General features: G+C 66.4%; 14 protein-coding genes and 2 pseudogenes. 9 read left to right on the top strand and 7 right to left on the bottom strand.

Translation table 11 applies throughout. From position 1 onward, the window contains the following. Nucleotides 1-92 precede the first annotated feature (92 nt). The 3 genes and pseudogenes from ABDV68_RS00615 to ABDV68_RS00605 form a co-directional block, all read left to right on the top strand. Nucleotides 93-332, top strand: a pseudogene (locus ABDV68_RS00615) (serine acetyltransferase); the annotation flags it as partial. Between the two features lie 103 nt (nt 333-435). Next, a complete protein-coding gene (locus tag ABDV68_RS00610) occupies nt 436-2,808 on the top strand; it encodes a TonB-dependent receptor (protein ID WP_343517729.1) in 2,373 nt (790 codons plus the stop codon). 60 nt (nt 2,809-2,868) lie between these two features. After that, nucleotides 2,869-3,509: pseudogene (locus tag ABDV68_RS00605) on the top strand (peroxiredoxin). Nucleotides 3,510-3,513: 4 nt separating this feature from the next. Here the strand turns inward: ABDV68_RS00605 and epsC are convergent. The 6 genes from epsC to ABDV68_RS00575 all read right to left on the bottom strand — a co-directional run bounded on the left by epsC (nt 3,514) and on the right by ABDV68_RS00575 (nt 12,333). Beyond that, nucleotides 3,514-4,446 (bottom strand): serine O-acetyltransferase EpsC, encoded by a 933-nt coding sequence (gene epsC / locus ABDV68_RS00600; protein WP_343517702.1) that lies wholly within the window; start codon nt 4,444-4,446, stop codon nt 3,514-3,516. A gap of 38 nt (nt 4,447-4,484) precedes the next feature. Beyond that, nucleotides 4,485-6,077 carry a thioredoxin family protein gene (locus ABDV68_RS00595; RefSeq protein WP_343517701.1) on the bottom strand — a complete coding sequence of 531 codons (1,593 nt, stop codon included), beginning with the start codon at nt 6,075-6,077 and terminating at the stop codon, nt 4,485-4,487. Between the two features lie 41 nt (nt 6,078-6,118). Then, entirely contained in the window at nt 6,119-8,284 is a 2,166-nt protein-coding gene (locus ABDV68_RS00590) for a TonB-dependent receptor (RefSeq protein ID WP_343517700.1), read from the bottom strand. Nucleotides 8,285-8,469: 185 nt separating this feature from the next. Then, on the bottom strand, nt 8,470-9,666 hold the full coding sequence (locus ABDV68_RS00585) for an OsmC family protein (protein WP_343517699.1): 1,197 nt from the start codon (nt 9,664-9,666) through the stop codon (nt 8,470-8,472). 523 nt (nt 9,667-10,189) lie between these two features. Further along, a complete protein-coding gene (locus ABDV68_RS00580) occupies nt 10,190-11,203 on the bottom strand; it encodes an inorganic phosphate transporter (RefSeq protein ID WP_343517698.1) in 1,014 nt (337 codons plus the stop codon). Nucleotides 11,204-11,211: 8 nt separating this feature from the next. Beyond that, on the bottom strand, nt 11,212-12,333 hold the full coding sequence (locus tag ABDV68_RS00575; RefSeq protein WP_343517728.1) for a DUF47 family protein: 1,122 nt from the start codon (nt 12,331-12,333) through the stop codon (nt 11,212-11,214). Between the two features lie 188 nt (nt 12,334-12,521). Here ABDV68_RS00575 and ABDV68_RS00570 point away from each other — a divergent pair, with 188 nt between their 5' ends. From ABDV68_RS00570 to ABDV68_RS00545, 6 genes are all read left to right on the top strand, one after another. Beyond that, nucleotides 12,522-12,710 (top strand): hypothetical protein, encoded by a 189-nt coding sequence (locus ABDV68_RS00570; RefSeq protein WP_343517697.1) that lies wholly within the window; start codon nt 12,522-12,524, stop codon nt 12,708-12,710. 444 nt (nt 12,711-13,154) lie between these two features. Further along, the gene (locus tag ABDV68_RS00565) at nt 13,155-13,865 is read left to right on the top strand and encodes a response regulator transcription factor (protein ID WP_343517696.1); all 711 of its coding nucleotides are present in this window, start codon (nt 13,155-13,157) and stop codon (nt 13,863-13,865) included. Further along, nucleotides 13,862-15,187 (top strand): ATP-binding protein, encoded by a 1,326-nt coding sequence (locus tag ABDV68_RS00560; RefSeq protein ID WP_343517695.1) that lies wholly within the window; start codon nt 13,862-13,864, stop codon nt 15,185-15,187. The genes ABDV68_RS00565 and ABDV68_RS00560 overlap by 4 nt, the downstream gene beginning before the upstream one ends. Nucleotides 15,188-15,327: 140 nt before the next feature. Continuing rightward, nucleotides 15,328-16,020 carry a carbonic anhydrase gene (locus ABDV68_RS00555; RefSeq protein ID WP_343517694.1) on the top strand — a complete coding sequence of 231 codons (693 nt, stop codon included), beginning with the start codon at nt 15,328-15,330 and terminating at the stop codon, nt 16,018-16,020. Further along, nucleotides 16,017-17,531 carry a SulP family inorganic anion transporter gene (locus ABDV68_RS00550; RefSeq protein ID WP_343517693.1) on the top strand — a complete coding sequence of 505 codons (1,515 nt, stop codon included), beginning with the start codon at nt 16,017-16,019 and terminating at the stop codon, nt 17,529-17,531. The genes ABDV68_RS00555 and ABDV68_RS00550 overlap by 4 nt, the downstream gene beginning before the upstream one ends. Next, a complete protein-coding gene (locus ABDV68_RS00545) occupies nt 17,528-18,652 on the top strand; it encodes an aspartyl protease family protein (RefSeq protein ID WP_343517692.1) in 1,125 nt (374 codons plus the stop codon). Before ABDV68_RS00550 ends, ABDV68_RS00545 begins: the two co-directional genes overlap by 4 nt. Before the next feature lie 316 nt (nt 18,653-18,968). Here ABDV68_RS00545 and ABDV68_RS00540 read toward each other — a convergent pair whose 3' ends face one another. Continuing rightward, nucleotides 18,969-20,939, bottom strand: a complete 1,971-nt coding sequence (locus ABDV68_RS00540) for a glycoside hydrolase family 2 TIM barrel-domain containing protein (protein WP_343517691.1) — start codon at nt 20,937-20,939, stop codon at nt 18,969-18,971. Nucleotides 20,940-20,991 lie beyond the last annotated feature (52 nt).

The following is a 20,991-nucleotide window of genomic DNA, read 5'->3' as shown; positions in this document are numbered from 1 at the left end:
GAATGCCGAGCGATCCTGATTGATGGCGATTTTGAGATGACCGATCCTGAGGAAGCGATTGGCGGCGAAAGCCGCGAAGGCGGGGCCTGGGACAGCTTGAGCTCGCCCATTCGCAGCCGGCCAGCGCCGAGGACGAAGCGGCACGGATCGTCGGCGGGTTGGCCGCGTCGCTGCCAACGCTTCGCGAAGCGCTCGACAGCGATGTCGAAGCGGCCCTCACCGGCGATCCGGCGGCGCGCAGTGCCGAGGTGCTGCTGAGCTATCCCGGCGTCCTGGCGGTCATCCATCACCGTCTCGCTCATCGCCTGCGCGTGCCAGGCGCATCATTGGTGCCGATAGCCAGCATTCATTGCCCAACAGCTTTTCTAAGCTGAAAGCACATGCAGATAATGGGAATTTATTCCTCTGAATTTGAAGGGGTTTTCAGTGCGCAATCTGTCTCTCAACATTGCCCTTGTCGCCACGGCGTCGATCCTTGCGCTTACACCGGCGGTGGCTGCCGCGCAGGAAACGCAAGGTCAGAACGTCGCGGGAGATACGGCGGAGGACGGCGAGATCGTCGTGACGGGTACTCGCGTCGCGGGGCGATCGAGGCTCGAGACCGCAGCGCCGGTCGACGTGCTTTCCGCGACCAGCCTGCGCCAGCAAGGCACCACCGAGCTCGCTCAGGCGCTCTCGAACGTTGCGCCCTCGGTCAGCTTCGCGCGCCCTTCGGCGACCGATGCCACCGACGCGATCCGTCCGGCGACGCTGCGCGGCCTCTCGCCCGACCAGACGCTGGTCCTGATCAACGGCGTGCGCACCAACGCCTCGGCGTCGCTCAACGTCAACGGCACCATCGGCCGCGGCTCGGCAGCGGTCGACCTCAACACCGTGCCCACCACTGCGCTCGACCGGGTCGAGGTGCTGCGCGACGGTGCGTCGGCGCAGTATGGATCGGACGCGATCGCCGGCGTCATCAACCTGCGCCTGCGCGAAGCGCGTTCCGGTGGCGGCGCGAGCGTCACCTATGGCTTCTACAACACGGAGTTCGAGACCGCGCGCGCTCGTCGCAACGTCACCGGCGAATCCACCGTCACCGTGGCAGGCTGGCAAGGCATCGGCCTCGGCAGCGAAGGGTTCCTGACGCTGTCGGGCGACTATGTGCGCCGCAATCCGACCAACCGTTCGGATGCCCCGGCCGCCAATGCGCCCACCGGCGCCAGCGGCGTCGCCCTGCGCGGCCGGTTCGGCGACCCCGAGGTCGATCAGTATACGCTGTTCGCCAATGCCGGCACCGGGTTTGGCGACGGCTGGAATCTCTACGGCTGGGCCGGCTATCAGCAGCGCGACACGTCGAGCGCGGCGTTCCCGCGCCCGAACAATGCAGGGGTCGTCCAATATCTCGCCGCGGTCGGCTATCCCGACGGCTTCATCCCGCTGATCGAGACCAAGTCGACCAACTTCACCTCCGCGCTGGGCGTGAAGGGAGAGGTCGCGGGCTGGTCGGTCGATCTCTCGGCCGGCTACGGCCGCAACAAGGTGGCGTTCCGCACCGAGAATTCGGCGAACTTCGCCTGGGGCGCCGCCTCGCCGCACAGCTTCTACGACGGCGCGGTGATCTACGACCAGTGGACCGCCGGCCTAGACGTGTCGCGCCAGTTCGACGTGCTCGGCTCGCTCAACGTCGCTTGGGGCCTGGAGGGCCGGCGCGAAGGCTATAAGATTACGCCGGGCGAGCTCGCCTCCTATGCCGCCCCCGCAACCGGCGCCGTTCCTGGCGCGCCGACGATCGCGCAGGGCTTTGCCGGCTTCTCCCCGCTGAACGAGATCGAGCGCAGCCGCCGGTCGGGCAGCATCTATCTCGACCTCGAGGCGCAGCTCTCCGACAGCTTCCTGATCGCGGTCGCGGGGCGCGGCGAGAGCTATTCGGACTTCGGCGAGATCGCGACCGGCAAGGTCTCGGCGCGCTACGACATCACGCCCGGCATCGCGTTGCGCGGCACGGTCTCGACCGGCTTCCGCGCGCCGTCGCTCCAGCAGCAATATTTCACCTCGATCTCGTCGGTCATCTCCGGCGGCAATGTGATCGAGACCGGCACCTTCCCGTCGAACGATCCGCGTGTCGCTTCGCTCGGCGCGCGCGCGTTGAAGCCCGAACGTTCGACCAACTTCTCGGCGGGCACGGTGCTGCGCTTCGGCGGGTTCGACCTGACCGTCGACGGCTATTACATCAAGCTGCGCGACCAGATCGCGCTGTCCGAGAACATTCCGGTCACGACGCTGCCCAACATCAGCGCGGCGCGCTTCTTCATCAACGGCCTGCGTTCGACCACGAAAGGCATCGACGTGGTTGCCCGCTACCGGTTGCCGACGCAGGGCGCGGGGATTTTCGACCTGACGCTGGCCGGCAACTTCAACGACGTCGAACTGACGTCGCGCCCCGGCACCGCGCTGTTCGGTCGCAACCGCGTGCTGACGCTGGAGGAAGGCACGCCGCGCGAGAAGATCGCGGGCACGATCGACTGGACCGACGGCCCGCTCGGCGCGACGCTGCGCGCCACCTATTATGGCGACGTCAACCAGCCCGCGACGACCGCCGCGGGCGACATCCACACCGGCAAGCATACGATCACCGATCTCGAGCTGCGCTATCGCGCGCAGAAGGGGCCGGAGATCGCGCTGGGCGTCAACAACCTGTTCGACGTCTATCCCGATCGCGTCGCGGCGTCGCTCAACGGGCCGAGCGGCGTGCTGGGTTTCCCCTATTACTCGCCATTCGGGTTCAACGGCCGCTACCTCTATGCGCGCCTTGGCCTGAACTGGTGAGCGACGTGCCGGCCTGAATCCGAAGGAGCCTGCGACCCGTTCAGCCCAAGGAGACGACGCATGTCACTCAAGCTCTTCGATACCGTCCCGGACTTCACGCAGGAATCGACCGAGGGGCCGCTCAACTTCTATCGCTGGCGGGCAATGACTGGGTGCTGCTCTTCTCGCATCCCAAGGATTTCACGCCGGTCTGCACGACGGAGCTGGGCGCGGCGGCGAAGCTCAAGCCCGAGTTCGACAAGCGCGGGGTCAAGCTGATCGGCCTGTCGGTCGACTCGGTCGACCGGCACCTCGAATGGGCCGGCGATATCGAGCGGACGCAGGGCGCCGCGCTCAACTTCCCGCTGCTCGCGGACGTCGACCGGCGCATCGCCAACCTGCTCGGCCTGATCCATCCAAACGCGTCGGATACCAACACGGTGCGCAGCGTGATCGTGATCGATCCCGCGCGGCAGGTCCGGCTCACGCTGACCTATCCCGCCTCGACCGGCCGCAACTTCGCCGAGATCCTGCGCAGCATCGACAGCCTGCAGCTGACCGACCGCCACCGGGTGGCGACGCCGGCGGACTGGAAGCAGGGCGACAACGTCATCATCCTGCCCTCGGTCGATCCGGCGGAGGCGAGATCGCTGTTCCCGCATGGCTGGGACGAGCAGACGCCCTATCTGCGCAAGGTGCGCCAGCCCGGGATCGGCGCCTGATCCGTCAGTCCCGCCCGGCGAGCTGGGCCTCCAGCCGCGCTTCGTCCGCGCCGTGGAGCCGCACCGCACCGGGCTGGACGACGATGCTGCCCGCCGGCACGTCCTCGAGCAGCCAGACATTGCCGCCGATCGTGCTGCCGCGGCCGATCGTCACGCGGCCGAGGATCGTCGCGCCGGCATAGATGATCACGTCGTCCTCGACGATCGGGTGACGGGCGTAAAGTTCGCGCGGTCCGGCGGGCGCGAGGCCGAGCGGACTGCGCGCGCCCAGCGTCACATGCTGGTAGAGGCGCACGTTGCGGCCGATGATCGCGGTCTCCCCGATCACGACGCCGGTGCCGTGATCGATGAAGAAGCCCGGGCCGATCGTCGCGCCGGGATGGATGTCGATTCCGGTTCGCGCATTGGCGAGTTCGGAGACGAGGCGCGCGACTACCGGCACCCCGAGCGCATGCAATTGGTGGGCGATGCGGTGGTGCAGGATCGCGGTGGCGCCGGGATAGCTGATCAGGATCTCGTCGACCGTGCGCGCCGCCGGATCGCCGACGAACGCCGCCTCGATATCCTGGTCGAGCTGTGCGCGTACATCGGCCAGCGCCGTCGCGAACAGGCGCACGATCCGGTCGGGCTGGTCCGCATCGAACGGCTCGCTCGCGAAACCCTGCCAATAGCGGAACTCGCGCGCGATCTGCTCGCGCAAGGTCGCGAAGGCGCGGGCCAGCGCCTCGGCGACGAAACCGTCCTCACCCGCCGGCAGGCCGTCGTAGCGGCCGAGCCGGACCGGGTAGAGCGCCGCGGAAAGGTCCGCGACCGCGGCGGCAAGCGCATCGGGCGCAGGAAAGCGGGAGACATCATGCTCCCGGCGCTCGTTGCGCCAGGCGAGGCGGGCGGCACGCAATGCGGTAACGGTATCTTCGATCTCGAATGCGTAGGTCATCAGGCTCTTTTCGATGGGGCAGACGGCGACGACCTCGCTCAGGCTCTGGCGAGCCAGCCGCGGCATGCAGCCGACGCCACTTTGTCGGCCTGCTTGGCGCAGACCTTGTCGGTCTGGCTGCGCAATTGAGCGAGGACCAGCGCGCCGTCATGCTTTGCGCTCCATTGCGCGAGCGACTTGCCGAGCCCTTCCAGCCGCTGGCGCGTGCGCTGGCGATAGCCGGCCGGCTGTTCCGCGAGCTCGCCGACGACTTGCCCGGCGGCCTTCTCGATCGCCGCCTTGTTGCCCGGATCAAGGCGGATCAGGCCCTCGACATAGGTCACGCCCCATTGCACGCGGCTCGCCGGCCCTTCCGAGGTTTCGTAGCCGCGGCGCAGCCACGCCACGGCGCCGGCCGTGTCCCCGCGCTGCTCAGCAAGCCTGGCGAGCGACGGCATGTAGTAATAAGGGCTGGCCGACTTGGCCAACTCGGCCTTCAGCAGCTTCTCGGCGCCGGCCCTGTCGCCGATGTCGGACAGCAGATGCGCGGCCGAACTGATGAGCGACTGGCGCGCGTAGCGGTCCGTGGTCTCGCGATCGGCGCGCGCGACCTGCGCCTTGACCTTGTCGACGAGCGCCTGGGGCAGCGGAGCCTTGTCGCCGGCGCGCGCGCGGAACAGGTCGAGCTCGGCACCCGCCAGCGAAAGGCGATCACCGGCATCCAGCTTGGCTTCCGCCTCAAAGCCCTTGAGCACGGCGGCATATTTGCCGGCGAGCTGGTCTCGCTCCGCGCCCGGAGCGCTCGCCGCCGCGAGGATGGCGCCGCTGCGGTCAATCAGCGTGTCGCGATTGCTCCGCAGTTCGGCGGGGTCGGCGAGCACCGCTTCCACCGCGCGGCGCGCCTCGATGCGCCGGGCTGCGTCGAGCGGCGGCGAATCCGGCTTTCTCGATGCAAGCGACTGTAGCACGAAGCGGCGTTGCAGCGGTGCTGCCGGTGCTGCCGCGGCGAGCTTCGCGAGCACCCCGGTCGTGTCACCGCCCTGCACGAGCCGGCCATTGTCGAGCGACCAGCCATAACCTGCCAGCAGCGTCCAGTCGTCGGCCGAGAGCTGCTTGGGCCGGGCGAGGGCATCCTTGAAGATCGCTTCCACGTCGCGCCCGCCGCGCTTGACCGCATCCAGCACCGCCTCGACCTGTGCGGTGTCGCCGCTGCTGAACAGGCGCGTGATCTCGCGCCGGTCGGGGCGAAGCACGATCAGTGTCGGATAGCCCTGGATGTTGAACCGCTCGCCCCAGGCCTGCGCGCCCTTGGAATCGCCGTCGAGATAGACCGGGATGAAGTCGCGCGTGCGCTCGATGAAGTCTGGATTGCGAAACAGGCCCGCCTTCAGCCGGTTGCAGGGCGGGCACCACACCGCGCCCCAATAGAGCAGCACCGGCTTGTCCTGCTCACGCGCCTCGGCAAATGCGTCCTCCACGTCGCCGTGCCGCCAGGCGATCTCGGTCGCCTTGGCCTCGGCGCCGGATTTGACCTCGGCCTGATTCTGTGCGGCGGCTTCCTTGTCGATGCTTCCGCATGCGGAAAGGGCGAGAAGCGCCGCGGCGCTGCCCAATGTGACGCGGGTCAGATGGCGGGGTCGGGACACGATCATGGCTGGTTCTCCGGATAGGCGGGGGGAGCAAGGGCGCGGCGTCACAGGTCGATGCTGAGATCGAGCGAGAAGGTTCGCGGCTGGCCGGGCGAGAGCGAGTAACAGCAGGTCGCGGTCCCGCTGTTCCAGTAGCTGGTGTCGAACAGGTTCTGGACTTGCCAGCGCAGCGTCAGCTCGCGGCCGCCGACGTCGAAGCGATAGTCGCCGCCGACATTCGCGAGCACCACGTCGGGCGTGTAGACCGTCCAGTCCTGCGCCTGGTTGTTGTAGATAGCGGCCTTGCCCTGATAGCGGACCAACCCACGAAAGCCGAAGCCGGGCAGGAATTCCGGGCGGTAATCGACATCGACCACGCCGGTCCAGCGCGCGGTGCCGTGGACCGGCTTGCCGACCAGCCAGGCGTTGGTCGCGCGATGATGCTTGCCGTCGACGAACGCGCCGGACGCGCCGAACGAGAGTTGTTCGAACGGCGTGATGCGCGCCGCAGCCTCGACGCCCTGGAACCGCTCGACGCCGTCCTGCACCAACCGGTTGTCGGCCGTCACCAGATTGGCGCCGCGATCGAGGCGGAACACTGCGATGCTGGCGTCCCAGCTCGCCCGCGACCATTTCGCGCCGATTTCGTACTGCTTGCTCTTCAGCGCAGGCAGGATCTCGCCGAAATTCTCGTAGGCGTTGCCGACGATCGTGCCGGCGCCGAGCGCCTCGATATAGCTGGCGTAATAGGTCGATCCGCTGTCCGGCTTGACCAGCAACGCGAAGGTCGGCGTGGCGCCGTCGCTCCTATAGTCGTTGGTCAGCGCGCGCGAGAGCCAGTTCCACGCCTTCGCCTCATAGGCGGCGTAGCGCAGGCCAGCGAGCAGCGAGACCGTGTCAAACACGGTCACGGTGTCGCTGATGAAGGCGGATTTCTCCTGCTCCCAGCCGGTTCGGCGGGTCTCGATGTTGCGCGACTTGTCGTACTGCCAGCGCGCGGGAACCGGGTTGAACAGGTTCGAGCCGGCCTGGATCGTCGCGAGGTTCTGCGCGCCGACGGTGACGCCGTCGCGCCAGTCGACTCCGGCGGTCACCTGGTGCTTGATGCCGCCGGTCGAGAAGCTGCCGTCGAGATAGGCGAGCGCGAGATTATTCTCGTTGATGTTGAGGCCATCGAACAGGCGCAGGCCATAGTCGCCCGCCCGGTTGATGAGCATGATCCGCTCATAGGGTAGCCGCTGGTTGTTGCTCGACCGGCCATAGCTGACGCGCGCTTGCCAGCCCGGTGCCAGATCCCAGGTCACGCCGGTGCTGACGTTGTACAGCCGCCCATCGGTGTAGGTGTCGTCCGAAGCGAAGCGCGTGCGGCCGCTGACCGGATCGGGCACCTCACGGTCCTGGTAGGTCGGCACGACGGGCGAGGCGTTGCCGCCGACGACGAAGCTTGGCTCGGCGCGGTCGATGCGGTTGTTGTTGTAGAAGCCCTCGGCTTGCCAGACGAGGCCCGGAGCGAGCTCGGCCCTCAGCGCCAGCGCCACGCCGCGGCGCAGCAACTTGCCATGGTTATAGGTCTCGCCGAACTCCTGAACCAGATTGAGCCGCGCGCCGAACTCGCCGAAGGTCTCGCTGACGTCGACGTGCTGGCGGAACAGCGAAGCGGACTGATAGCCCAGCGTGACGCGCAGCAAGTCGTCGGTCGGCTTCTTGGTGATGTAGTTGATGATCCCGCCCGGGACACCGAATCCGTAGATGAATCCGCCAGCGCCTTTGAGCAGCTGCACTTCCTGCAGGAATTCCGGCGGCGTGTCCGCGCCCTGCGTGCTGCCGATCGGAGTGCCGTTGTAGAGGTGGGTGCGCACCGCGGCGCCGCGGACCGTCACCCATTGCGCATGGATGTTGTAGCGACTGCCGCCGTCGCGGGTGACCGCGGCGTCGCCCACAAAATAGTCGGCGATCGAGTGCGCCCGCAATTTCTCGATATCCTCGGCCGTCGCGGTGTTGACCGAGAACGGTGTGTCCAACGCGCTCCGGTTGCCGAGCGCGCCGGAGCTGATTGCGGGCGCCTCAGCCCTGCCGGTCACGACGATATCATCGTCGCCGTCCTCGTCGGATCCCTCGGCTTCCGATCGCGGATCTTCTGTGGGATCGAAGCCATCCGCTGCCATGGCGGGCGAGACGCCCAGCAACGCGACAGCGGGAACGAGGGCGAACGAAGCGATACGATCAAGCACAGGAACCCCTTTTCCGTTGCGGGAAGCTGCCGACGCGCTCGGGAACGCGGCCGGCGATGCCGGTCGCGCGCTCCGCCAGCGCATTCTCTGTGATCCTCTCGCTTCGCCCCCGCTCGCCGGCGGGTGGCTGAATTTGGTGCCGAGCCGATTCGGGGCAGGCGATCTCTGCGCACCTGCCCGATCCATCAGCTCGGCGTTTCGCGATAGGGTCCGCGAACCACGCGGCTTTCGATGCCCTGCGAGTCCTTGAGCAGGTTGTAGATCGGGCAGCTGCCCTCGACGGCCTCGCGCAGCTCGGTGATCCGGGCGGCCGGCTCGGGCGAGGTGATGTCCACGCTGTAGGAGACGTCGCGGAACCGCGCTGGACCGCTCGTCGAGCGCGGCACCAGCGTGGCGCGAGTGCGCAGCTCTACGCCGTCGAGCACGATCTGCTTCTGCGCCGCCTGCACCTCGAAAATGTGCGTGAGGCAGGTACCGAGCACCCCGATGATGTGCTGCTCGACGCTCGGCGCGCGCGGGGATTCGCCGGGGCGCCGCCAGCCATCGTGCAGGATCACATGGCCGCCGGTCCGGGTCAGCCGGATCCCGGTTGCCGGATCGACGCGCGCATGGGCGCGCAGACCGGCAGAGGGCGGCCGGGGAGTTCCGCTCCTGGCGGCATCCGCGGCACGCTGTCGTCTGCGCAGGATCGCGGTGCGCTTCTCGACGAGGAAGTCGCGCAAGCCAGGCGGCAAGTTGGGATCGCGCTTGGCGGGGCTGGCCGTGAGGTTAACGGTGCCATGGGCGAGCGGAACCGGCTCGCGAACGATGCCGAGGACCGATGAAGCCTGATCCACGGCCTTGCGCAGCGCGTCGAGCTGAGCGTCGCTCGCCGGTGAATCGATATAGGCCACATAGGCCAGATTGCGGGGATAGGAGACCTTGTGCGTCTTCGCGACCTCAGGCGTGTCGGGCCGGCTCGTGAAAATCACATCGATCGAGTTCACGGGGATTTTCGCGATCGCGGCTTGGGTGACGAACTCGTCCGCGACCGCGCTGCCCAGCACCGCAGCAAACGTGTCCCATGATCCGGCGCCCAAGTCATAGCCGGCATAGTCGCGTTCGCTGTCGCTCAGATACTGGAAGTCGCCGATACGCAGCCGTCGCACCCCGGCGCGGCTTTCGGCCGTCGTGCGCGTTTCGATCGTCACCGGTTCCTGCGGCTCGCTCGACGCGGTCTTGCGCGCGAACAGGTCGTGGAAATTGCCGTCCGTCCCGTGCTGCGCGCTTAGCGCTGCGGGCGAAGCGGCACCGAGCAGGAACAGGCCGGCAAGGACGGTCGATCGCGCGCCGAGCCTGCGGAAAGAAGCCGGTTTGCGGCGGTGGACAAGATGATCGACCAAGGCTGTTCCTCCGTTTAGACAGGCATTCGCTGCCTTCATGAGCCTGGCGACTCATTTCCCACTTTTTTAGTAGGAAATTAGATTCCGCGGGAACAGGATAGAAAATCTAGTCCTATATGCGTGCTGCGCTTGCGAAGGGGTCGGCCCCTTGGATCGCAGGCGGGAAGGCTGGACAATTTGTCGATGGCCCCGTGGCTCATCAATTCAACCTCCAGACTGCTGCGGTCTAAATATGGTCCTCGCTGGAATATCCGAAGCTTTCGCTGTCGCGCTTGGAAGCTCTGAGGCTGGTGCCGCGACTTGTGTCTGCTACCGTGTCTCTCGGCGAGAAGGCGATGGAAATCGCGCTTCGAAGTCAGCTAGTTGGGCGCCCATTTGGTTTCCTCGTCTGGGCACCATTTTCCCAGTCCATTGACGTCCATCAGCCTTGCGTAAGTGGCTGGGGAAGAAGCCTTTTTCAAATATCTTTCCGACGAGATTTGGGCGGGTCCGCCAGACGCGTATCCGCGGCAAACGCCGCCAGTCAGAATAGTCTCGTAATTGCGTAGAAGGCAGCGCCCACTGCCGCCGAAGCGGGGATGGTAATGACCCATGCCCAGACGACGTTGCGCGCAACGCCCCAGCGTACGGCCGAGGCGCGGCGCGCGGTGCCGGCGCCGACGATGCTGCCTGTAATGGTGTGGGTGGTCGAGACCGGAATACCGAGCAGCGAGGCGGTGAACACCATGATCGAGCCGCCCATCGACGCACTGAACCCCTGATGCTGCGACAGCTTGGTGATGCGGCTGCCCATCGTCTCGATGATCTTCCATCCGCCCGATAGCGTGCCGAGCGCGATCGCGACATAGCAGGCGATCGCGACCCAGTGAGGGACGTGGAACTCGCCCGAGAGATTGCCAGTCGAGTAGAGCAGCACGGTGATGATCCCCATCGTCTTCTGCGCGTCATTGAGGCCGTGGCTGATCGAATAGGCGGCGGACGAGAAGAGATGGAGGACGCGGAAGCTCTTCTCCGCGGTGCGGTTGGTGGCGCGGGCGAACGCCCAGCTCGAGATCAGCATGACGAGCATCGCCAGCAACATGCCGAGCAGAGGCGAGAGAACGATCGCGATGAGCGTCTTGTTGAGGCCGCTCCACTGGATGCCGGTGAAGCCGGCATGCGCGACGCCCGCGCCGACGATGCCGCCGACCAGCGCGTGGCTGGACGAGGAGGGGATGCCCTTGAGCCAGGTGACGACGTTCCAGAACATCGCACCGACCAGCGCGCCGAACACGACGGCGGGGGTGACGAGGTCCTTGTCGATCAACCCCTTGCCGATGGTTTCCGCGACCTTGTGCAGCTCGGGGAAGCCGAGCGTCAGGAAATAGGCGGCGAAGTTGAAGAAGGCCGCGAAGGCGACCGCCTGGACCGGGCCGAGCAGGCGCGTGGCGACCACCGTGGCGATCGAGTTGGCGGCATCGTGCAGGCCATTGAGGAAGTCGAATGCCAGCGCGACGAGGATGAGGCCGATGAGGAGGGGGAAGGCGAGTTCGTGCATCGTGCGGCTTACGCGTGATCGATGACGATGCCATCGATCTCGTTCGCGACGTCCTCGAGCGCGTCGGTGATGCGTTCGAGATGCTTGTAGATCTCGCGCGCGACGATGAACTTCATCGGATCGTCGCCATAGGCCTTGAACGCGCGCTTGATGCCGGCGTCGTGGATGTCGTCGGCATGGCCCTCCATGCGCACGAGGCGCTCGGTCAACTCGTGGAGGCGGACGCCGTTCCTGGCGACGTCGCGCAGCAGCGGCATCGCCTCGGCCGTCAGGCGCGCGGCGTCGACGATGATCGCGGCCATGTCGCGCATCTCGGGCTCGAACTCCTTGACCTCGTAAAGATCGACCGCGGCGGCGCCCGCCTGCATCTCGTCCACGGCGTCGTCCATCGCGCCGATCAGGCTGGTGATCGCGCTGCGGTCGAACGGGGTGAGAAAGGTCTTGCGCACGGTCTGCAGGACCTCGCGGATGATGTTGTCGGCGTCATGCTCGCGCTCCATGATCTCGCGGATATGGTCGGCGGTGGCGCCGCCCTGGAACAGCCGGGCGAGCGCGTCCGCCGCCGCGGTGATCGTCACCGCATGCGCCTCGAACAGCTCGAAGAAATTGCCCGTCTTGGGAAGCAGGCGCTGGAACCAGGCGAACATGTCGGAAACCCTCGATTTTTCGGCGGCGGCGGCGAGCACGCCGGTGCGGCGCGCGGCCGCGTTGAATTCGGATGCGCCGAAGCTGCGGATGAGATCGGCAAGATCGGGCTCGTCGACCGCGTCGGCAGCCTCGGTCAGCGTGAACCAGCGGCGCTCACGCTGGTGCTGCTCCTTCCATGCGGGCAACTCGTGCGTGACGGCGAGCGGAAAGACGTCGACGTCGACCATCAGCGACGCGCCGTTGCCGCGTGTCTTGCGGTAGCGGAACGAGCCGAGCGGAGTGGGACAGGCGGCGCCGTGGACGCCGGCCTCCTCCTCCGCCTCGCGTGCGGCGCAGGCGTGCGGCGCGGAACCGGCGGCGGCGGCGTTGCCCTTGGGAATCACCCAGCGCCCGCTGCCGCGCGAAGTGACCAGCAGAATGCGAACGGGCGCATCAATTGCCGTGCCCTCTGCACGGTAAGGTAAGGCGGCGATTTGGCGAATATCGGGCACTCCGTTTGATGCGCGAATGCCCGATCCGCGCAAATGTTACAATCGTGTGAAATCGGGGCGCGGGGTCTTTGTGGCAAGGCGGGCGCCCTATTCGGCTAGCCAGTGGAAAACGCGGGGCAACCGCTAGCCAGGCGCCCGAACTCGCTTTGCGACGAGTCGCAGGAACTCGGACAAGCTTGATGCGCTGGACCGCCCAGAGCGGAGGTTTCATGGGTTCGATGAAGAGTTACGCGCGGCTCCTCGCCGCGGAGAAGGCTCGCGCACAAATCTGCGCGCCGCCCACTTTGATCGAGGGCGGCGAGGGCTTCGGCAAAGACCGGCTGGCGTCGGCCCGCGCTGTTCGTGCCTCATGTGACCGTTTGCGTTGAGCGTTCGAGACACAGTCGTGAGCAGCCATCCTCGAAGTCGATGCATCCCGGCAACGGTACGCCCATGAGGTCGGACATTTCAGTGCACCCGCCGGCCGGCAATTGCGCTCTCATAGCGGTCGTTCGGCGATGCCGCAGGCGACCTTGAACCTTGCAGTCGGTCCGGAGTCTCCGCGGCGTCACTTGGTTAGCCGCCCGTCGACTGCATTGGTGGCCAGTGCGTGATCACGCGGATGTTGGGAAGCTTTCGTGCTCGCGGCGTGGCCGAGCCGAGGAGGCGGTCGGCAGCGAGTCGAGGGCGTCCGGCATCCGTGTGAAAAAATGTTTCCGGGCTTCGGCCATGCTGGCACTTCGCGAGTACACGTCCTAGTTGACGCCCCAGTCGCATTCTCGATGCGTTGTGGAAGCGCGCGAGGCGCGCTCAGTTCAGTACAGATTGTTGGTATGACCGCTCCCGTTATCCTGCTCGTCGAAGATGATCCCGCCTTGCGCACGTTGACAGCGCGCGCGCTTCAGCAAAACGGCTATCAGGTGCGCCCTGCGGCCTCGGCTCCCGAAATGTGGGTGGCGTTCGAAACGGGGCCGATCGATCTCGTGCTGCTGGACGTCATGCTTCCCGGCACGAACGGCCTGGACCTCTGTCGCGAGCTTCGTCAGCGCAGCGGCGTTCCGATCATCTTCATCAGTGCCAAGGGCAGTGAAACCGATCGCGTAGTCGGTCTCGAGCTCGGTGCCGATGATTATCTCGCCAAGCCGTTCAGCGCTCGCGAACTGATCGCGCGAGTGCGTGCAGTGCTGCGTCGCGGCCAGCTTGACCGCCGGCACGGGGACAATGGACATGGCCTTGCGCGCTTCGCCGGTTGGACGGTCAATTTCCCACGCCGAGAGCTGCTGTCGCCAACCGGCGCCGTGATCGACCTCACCGGGGCCGAGTTCGATCTGCTGTCGAGCTTCCTTGAGAACTCCCAGCGCGTCGTTGCGCGGGAACGGCTGATCGAATTGTCGCGAACGCGGCTGGGCGACGCGTCCGACCGGAGCATCGACGTGCTCGTCAGCCGACTCCGCCGCAAGCTCTCGCACAAGGACTCCAGCGCGCCGATCGTCACCGTGCGAGGCGTCGGCTACATGTTCAGCGCCGAAGTCACACGCCAGTGACCAACAGGACGCGGCTGTCATTTGGGCTGCTGGGCCGTGTCTTTGCGATCCTGCTGATCGCGATCGCCATCGAGTTCGTGGTCAGCACGATACTCTACGAACGCGCGGGGCAGCTCCGCGTACGCGAAGACGAGGCGCATCGCGTCGCCGAAAAGCTCGCCATTGCCAGCCGCCTGATGAACGCACAGCCGCGCATGCAACGCGCCGATCTCGCCGAACGGCTGTCGAGCGAGGCCTTCGTCGTCAAATGGCATCCGACGCGGGTTCCGCCCGTGCTGTTGGCAGCCGAACTTGGCGAGATGCGCGCCCAGATCGTCAGTCTGGAACCCGCACTCGCCCGCAGCAACCTCCATCTGCACCTGAAATCGCCGGGCCGCAGCGGGATCGTCATGGGGCAGCTGGGCCTCAATGATGGCAGCTGGCTCGAATTCAAGGCGACGCAGCTCGTCCATCCTTCCAAGCTGCGCTTCAACCGTTTCCTGCTCGCGCTCATTCCGGCGGTCGCCCTGATCCTGATCGGCGGTCTGCTGTTGCGCCGGGTGCTCGCTCCGATGCGGATGCTCACCGGCGCGGCCGAGCGCATCGGCCGGGGCGAGCGAGTCGTGCTTCCCGAAATCGGGGTATTCGAGATCCGCCGCGTGGTGCGCGCCTTCAACGTGATGCAGGCCCGGATTCACCAGCTCATCATCGATCGAACCGAAGCGCTGGCCTCGGTCGGACACGACCTGCGAACGCCGCTGGCGCGGCTCCAACTTCGCGCTGAAGGAATCGAGGACCCAGCGTTGCGCACTGCGATCGCCAAGGACCTGGACGAAATGGAGGCGATGGTTGCCTCGCTGCTCGCTTTCTATGGCGGCGACAGCGATCCCGAAAAGCCCACGCAGACCGATGTCGCCATCCTCGTCCAGACAATCGTCGACGATGCGACCGACATGGGCCACCCCGCCAACTATAGCGGTCCCGATCACCTGGAGGCGATGCTGCGTCCGGGTGCGCTCAAGCGCGCCGTCGGCAATCTCGTCGAGAACGCGATCAAATATGCCGACGGTGCGCAGGTCAGCCTCGAGACGGCGGGCGACCGGATCGTCGTGCGCGTTGAGGACAATGGCGGCGGCATCCCGGAGGAAGAGCTGCTCCACGTGCTCGAGCCGTTCGTCAGGCTCGATCTGGCACGCAGTCGCGATACGTATGGCTTGGGCCTCGGCATTCCGATCGCTCACCGCTTCGCATTGCGCGAGGGTGGGGTGCTCCGACTAACCAACCGGCCAAGCGGCGGGCTGCGCGCCGAGCTCGATCTGCCGCGCCATGCGCCGCAGCGCTGAGATCGCCTGAATTGCTGCGCCGCCACAGAAACATTTCCTTACGGATTTGAACACTTCGTTACAAAGGCGCTGCAACGCAGCAAAATCCGACGACTAGCTTGAGTGCGCGCCTCCCCCGGCGTCAGTCAAGGAGTCCTCCCGTGAACGATCTCATCGGCCGCGTCTTTTCGTTCGAGAAGCAGGTCTTTCCGAACCAGAGCGCACTTTACGGACAGCTCGCCAGCGACGGGCAAAGCCCCAAGGCATTGATGATCTCGTGCGCCGATTCGCGCATCGTACCTGAGCACATCATGCAGGCCCAGCCCGGCGATCTCTTCGTCTGCCGCAATGCTGGCAATATCGTTCCGCCCTTCGCCACCCAGAATGGCGGCGTGTCATCGACCGTTGAATATGCGATCGCCGTTCTCGGCGTGCGCGACGTCATCGTATGCGGCCACTCGGACTGCGGCGCGATGAAGGCGCTGGCAATGAAGCAGGATCTAACCGGCATTCCGAATGTCGCCGCCTGGCTGCGCCATTCGCACGCCGCGCACAAGGTCGTGACCGACAGCTATCCCGACATGGACGATGGGCAGCGCATCCGCGCCGTCTCGCTCGAGAATGTCGTCGCCCAGCTCGCTCATCTGCGCACGCATCCTTCGGTTGCAGCGGGAATCGCGCGGGGCGAGATCGCGCTGCACGGCTGGTTCGTCGACATCCATGCCGGTTGTGTGCTCGGCCTCGACGGGGAAACCGGCCGCTTCGTGCCACTGCGCGAGGATGCGCCGCTGCCCGTCGCGCTTCCCCATGCCCCGCGCCGCGCGGCTGACTTTACCGCGGAGGTGGCGGCATGAATCTCTCGCTCCCGCTACCGGGGAAGACGCTGTCGCGGGACTTCACCGCGTCCATCGTTGTCTTCCTCGTCGCGATGCCGCTCTGCATGGGCATTGCGATCGCTTCCGGCGTCGCGCCCGAAAAGGGCCTCATAACCGGTATCATCGGCGGCATCGTCGTCGGCGCGCTCGCCGGCTCGCCGCTTCAGGTCAGTGGTCCTGCCGCTGGCCTTGCGGTCATCGTCTTCGAGATCGTGCGCGATCAGGGCCTGTCCGCGCTCGGCCCGATCCTGATCCTGGCCGGTCTCATCCAGGTCGCGGCGGGCGTGTTCAAGCTCGGCGGCTGGTTCCGCGCGATCTCACCCGCCGTGGTCCACGGCATGCTCGCGGGCATCGGCCTGCTCATCGTGGTGGGACAGTTCCATGTCCTGTTCGACGCCAAGCCGCTGCCAGGCGGGATCGACAATCTGCTCGCGATGCCGGGGCGCCTCCTCGGTCTTGCCCCCGGCGGACAAGGCGCGGCGGTCGCCGCCTTCGCCATCGGCATACTGACGATCGCGGCGATGCTTGGCTGGGAGAAGCTGCGCCCGCAGAGCCTGCGGCTGGTGCCCGGCGCGCTGGTCGGCGTCGTCGTCGCGACGCTGGCGGCGTGGGGTCTGAATCTCGACGTCATCCGCGTCGACGTGCCCGAAACGATCACCGGCGCCGTCGCGTTGCCCGACGCCGGAATCCTTGCCCAATTCGCCCAGCCCGCGATCATCCTCACCGCGATCGCGATTGCCTTCATCGCCAGCGCCGAGACGCTGCTGTCGGCCGCCGCGGTCGACCGGATGCACAACGGCGCGCGCACGAACTACAACAAGGAACTGCGAGCGCAGGGCCTGGGCAACCTGCTGTGCGGCGTTGCCGGCGCGCTCCCGATGACCGGGGTGATCGTGCGCAGCTCCGCCAACGTCCAGGCGGGTGCGGTGACGCGCCTCTCGGCGGTGCTGCACGGCGTCTGGATCCTAGGTTTCGTCGCGCTGCTGCCGTGGCTGCTCCGCGAGATCCCGATGGCAGCACTCGCCGGCGTGCTCGTCGTCACGGGCGCCAAGCTGGTCAGCGTGGTGCATGTCCGTCATCTGCTCCACCGCTACGGGCCGCTGCCCGCGCTGATCTGGGCGGGGACGTTCATCATGATCGTCGCGACCGATCTGTTGACCGGCGTGCTCGTCGGACTTGCACTTTCGCTGGTCGAGCTCCTGCCGCACGCGACCAAGCTTCGGCTGGGAATCGACGAGCGCCGCGAGGACGACATGCACGAGATCGTGCTCGACGGCACCGCGACCTTCATCATGCTGCCCAGGCTGACGGCGGCGCTTGAGCGCGTGCCGGGTCCGCACCGCCTGCGCCTCGATGTCGAGCGGCTGCGGCATATCGACCATGTATGCGCTGAAATGCTCGGGGAGTGGATCCAGCGCCGCCGTGAGGCGGGGCATATCGTCGAGCTGAAGGGAGCTGGCAGTCGGCTCAAGGGTCTCGCTGCCGCATGAATCGTACCTTGTCCCTGACGGAACTCGCCCAGGGCCGTGATCCCGCTGCGCCAATCACCGGAGAGTCGATGGCGCTCACAGACGGGGATGACGATCCGCTCGTCATCCCCGTCTCAATCGGAGGGGTCAGCGCGCGCGCCGTGCTCGATTGCGGGGCGACGCGCTCGCTCGTGGACGCACGATTTGCCGCGCTTCAAGGCATCAAGGCGGCGGCCGCGCGCCGCCTCATCGGTTTCACCGGCAACGCCTCGGCGGGCCTTGCTCCGCCGCTCGACATCGTTGCCGGACCGGTGCGGCTACCCAGTATCGAGCCGCTGATCTTCGATCTGGAAGGCATTGCGCGCGCCGCTCGAACGATGTTCCAGGCGGTGCTCGGCCGCGAGCTCTTCCTGCAGGCGGTCGTCACGATCGATCCGGACGCACAGCGGTTGCAGCTCGGCCACGACGCCGACGCCGGGGAAGGGGAGGCGCTCGCCGTCGCCCAGTCGTCCGAACGCCATTTCAGCACCGAAATCGAACTGCGCGATGGCCTGCGGGTCGAGGCGGTGATCGATCTGGGATCGACCGTGCCGATGTATCTCAGCCAACGCTTGGTGCAGCAACATGGTCTGTTCGCCGGTCTCGCCCGCGGATCCACTGCTGCGATCGGCATCGAGGGGATCGCGATAAGCGAGCTCGGCCGCATGCCGCAACTGAAGCTCGGCAATCTTGAACTGACGGACATTCCATTCGCGGTGCCGCCCCAATGGAACTTCGCGGCCCCCGTGGTCCTGGGGCTACCGGTGTTGAGGCGCTTCCATAGTCAGCTGGATTTCGGTCGTGGCCGCATGCGGCTCAGGCGCGCTCGGGCAACCGACCGGCCATTTATGCGCGATCGGTCCGGACTGAGCGTCATCCCATCGGGCAAGGGTTTGCGGGTTGTCCACGTCGCCGCCAGCAGTCCGGCGGCACAAGCCGGCCTGGTTCCGGGGGACCTGATCATCACGATTGACGAGGGCGAAGGCGCTGTCCGGCCCAACAACACCCATCGCGGCATGAGCAACCGCGCGCCGGGAACGCGGCTACTTCTGTTGGTCGAGGGGCGGCGAACGCATGAACTGGTGCTGGCGGACTATTATTGATGCCGGGATAGGATAACCTGCACGTCAGCTGTGGGCGGTAGAATGCCGTTAACGCTGCGAACGGCAGGCATATGAAAGTCAGCCAAGCACTAGTGCGAGGTCTAAATGACTTCGTGGTACATCGTCTAACGTCACTCCAACGTCCGCAATGGGTCGTGAGCCGCCGAGCGTCGGCCATCCTCTGAGCACGTTAATCCGCGGCCAATAACGGCCGTGGGGAGGAAGTGACCGGGGAAGAATCCTTTTTCGAATATCCTTCCGACGAGATTTGGGCCGGTTCGCCGGACGGGGGCCCAGGTTTCGATCATAGGTCCGATCAGTCCGCTGGCGCTAGGATCGCGGGCGTTGGGAGGTAACTCCATTCGGTGACGTCGCTTCCGGCGGGTGTGCGGACCTCAATCCGGTTCAGCCCAGGCCGCAAGCGCAACTTCCAACGCGCGATCCGTCCCTCGACCGGGATCGTCGCCACTGTCGCGCCATCGACCAGCAATGTCGCGGCATCAGCGTTGGTATAGGCCTTCACCTCGACATCGGGGGTGCGGCGGATGTCGTGTCGATGGCCGGCGATGTGGACCATCGGTTTGTCGGACCAGTTCGCCTGATACCAATAGAAGGCATCCTTACGCGTCCGGCGGTCATAGGTGACCAGGCCCTTGTCGTTGATCCCGCGCCGATCGCCCTCATGCCGCCCTGCTGACGCGAAGTCGAACGCAACCCATATGAACGTGGCGAAGAGATAGGGCTTGTCGGCCAGATCGCGCCAATTCCGCTCGTGATACTCGGTCTGATATTGTTCGGGATGCCAGCCCGAGGCGGGCTCCACCTCGCCGGGCGGATCGGCCTGGTGCTGGATACTGGCCCCTGCACCATATTCGCTGACTGCGAAGGCGCGTCCCGGGTGGGCTGCGTGGAAGCCGGCTGCCCACCGCCCCAGCGTCTGGCCGCTCTGGTCCTTGTACCATCCGAAATAGCGATTGAAGCCGATCACGTCGCTGACCATCGCCTTGGGATGGCCGTCGGCCTGGCAGCAATGCGCATAGGCAGTCGGACGGCTGGGATCCGCTTCCTTCGCCACCTTCTGCAGATATGCCAGCAACTGCGCGACGCGGGGATCGTCGGCATAGATCTCGTTTCCGATCCCCCAGATCATCACTGACGGATGGTTGTAGGTCTGGGCGATCAGCTCGCGGAGCTGCTGCGCGGCATTGGCGCGAAACGCCGGGCTATCCTCGATCTCGGCAACCGTGCCAATCTCGGTCCAGACTCCAAGGCCGAGCCGGTCGGCTTCCTCATAAGCCGCTTGCGGATGCTGGAAATGGGCGAGCCGGACGCCGGTCGATCCCAGCTCGCGCAGGATCGCGAAATCCTCGGCGATCTGCTCGCGCGAAACGGCCGTGCCGGTTCCGGGCCGCGCGCTGTGCTGCAGGTTGGCGCCGCGCAATTGATAGGGTCTGCCATTGAGAAGCAGCCCGCGTGCCGGGTCGATGCGGACGGTGCGGATGCCGAGCGGAACCGTCACCTGATCGCCGGCCGCGCCGATCTGGGTGACGACACGGTAGAAATATGGGTCGCGGACGCCGTCCCAGCGTCGCGGCGAGGCGACCTCGCCGTGCAACTCGACGGCGGTTGCCCGGGCCGGCGCAACCGTGACCGCGCGCTGCATTCGTGCGACCTCGCGCCCCTCCGCATCGAGTATGCGGCTGAGGATCGTCGCGCGTTTGCGCGCGCGGCCCTCGTTCGAGACGCGCGCCAGAACCGAAATGCCGGCGCGCTCCGGGGTGAGGCTCGCGACCCGGGCATAGATGCCGGGTCCGCCATGATCCATCATGTCGAAGTGGAGATCGCCGGTCTCGATCAGCGAGACGGGGCGGTAAAGACCGCCGAAGATCGTGAAGTCGCCGCCCAGCGGCGCGACCGTGCGCGTGGCGCTGTTGTCGACGCGCACGGCGAGGATGTTGTGGCCGGGGACCAGCGCGGCGGTGATGTCGAAGCGGAACGCCGAATGGCCGCCTTCGTGCCGGCCGATGTGCTTACCGTTGAGCCACACGTCGGCGACACTCGCCGCGGCATCGAACTGGATGAACAGTCGGCGCCCCGGCGCGCGCGGGGTGACGTTCAGCACGCGCCGGTACCAGGCCGGGCCGCGATAATAGCTCCCGTCGCCGGTTTCCGCGGCGTTGAAGCTGTGCGGAAGGGTGACCCTGGTCCAGTGCTTGTCGTCGAACGCGATCGCGCTCGCCCCGGGATGGTCTCCGCGGGAGAAGTGCCAGCCGGGACCAAGCGTCAATACGGCACGGGGCGAGGCGGGCGATATCGGCTCCGCGCTTGCCCCGTATGCC

This window comes from Sphingomonas sp. (assembly GCF_039595165.1).
Lineage (GTDB): Bacteria > Pseudomonadota > Alphaproteobacteria > Sphingomonadales > Sphingomonadaceae > Sphingomonas.
Note: the sequence above shows the minus strand (reverse complement) of the source record. Positions and strands in the feature narration are given on the sequence as shown.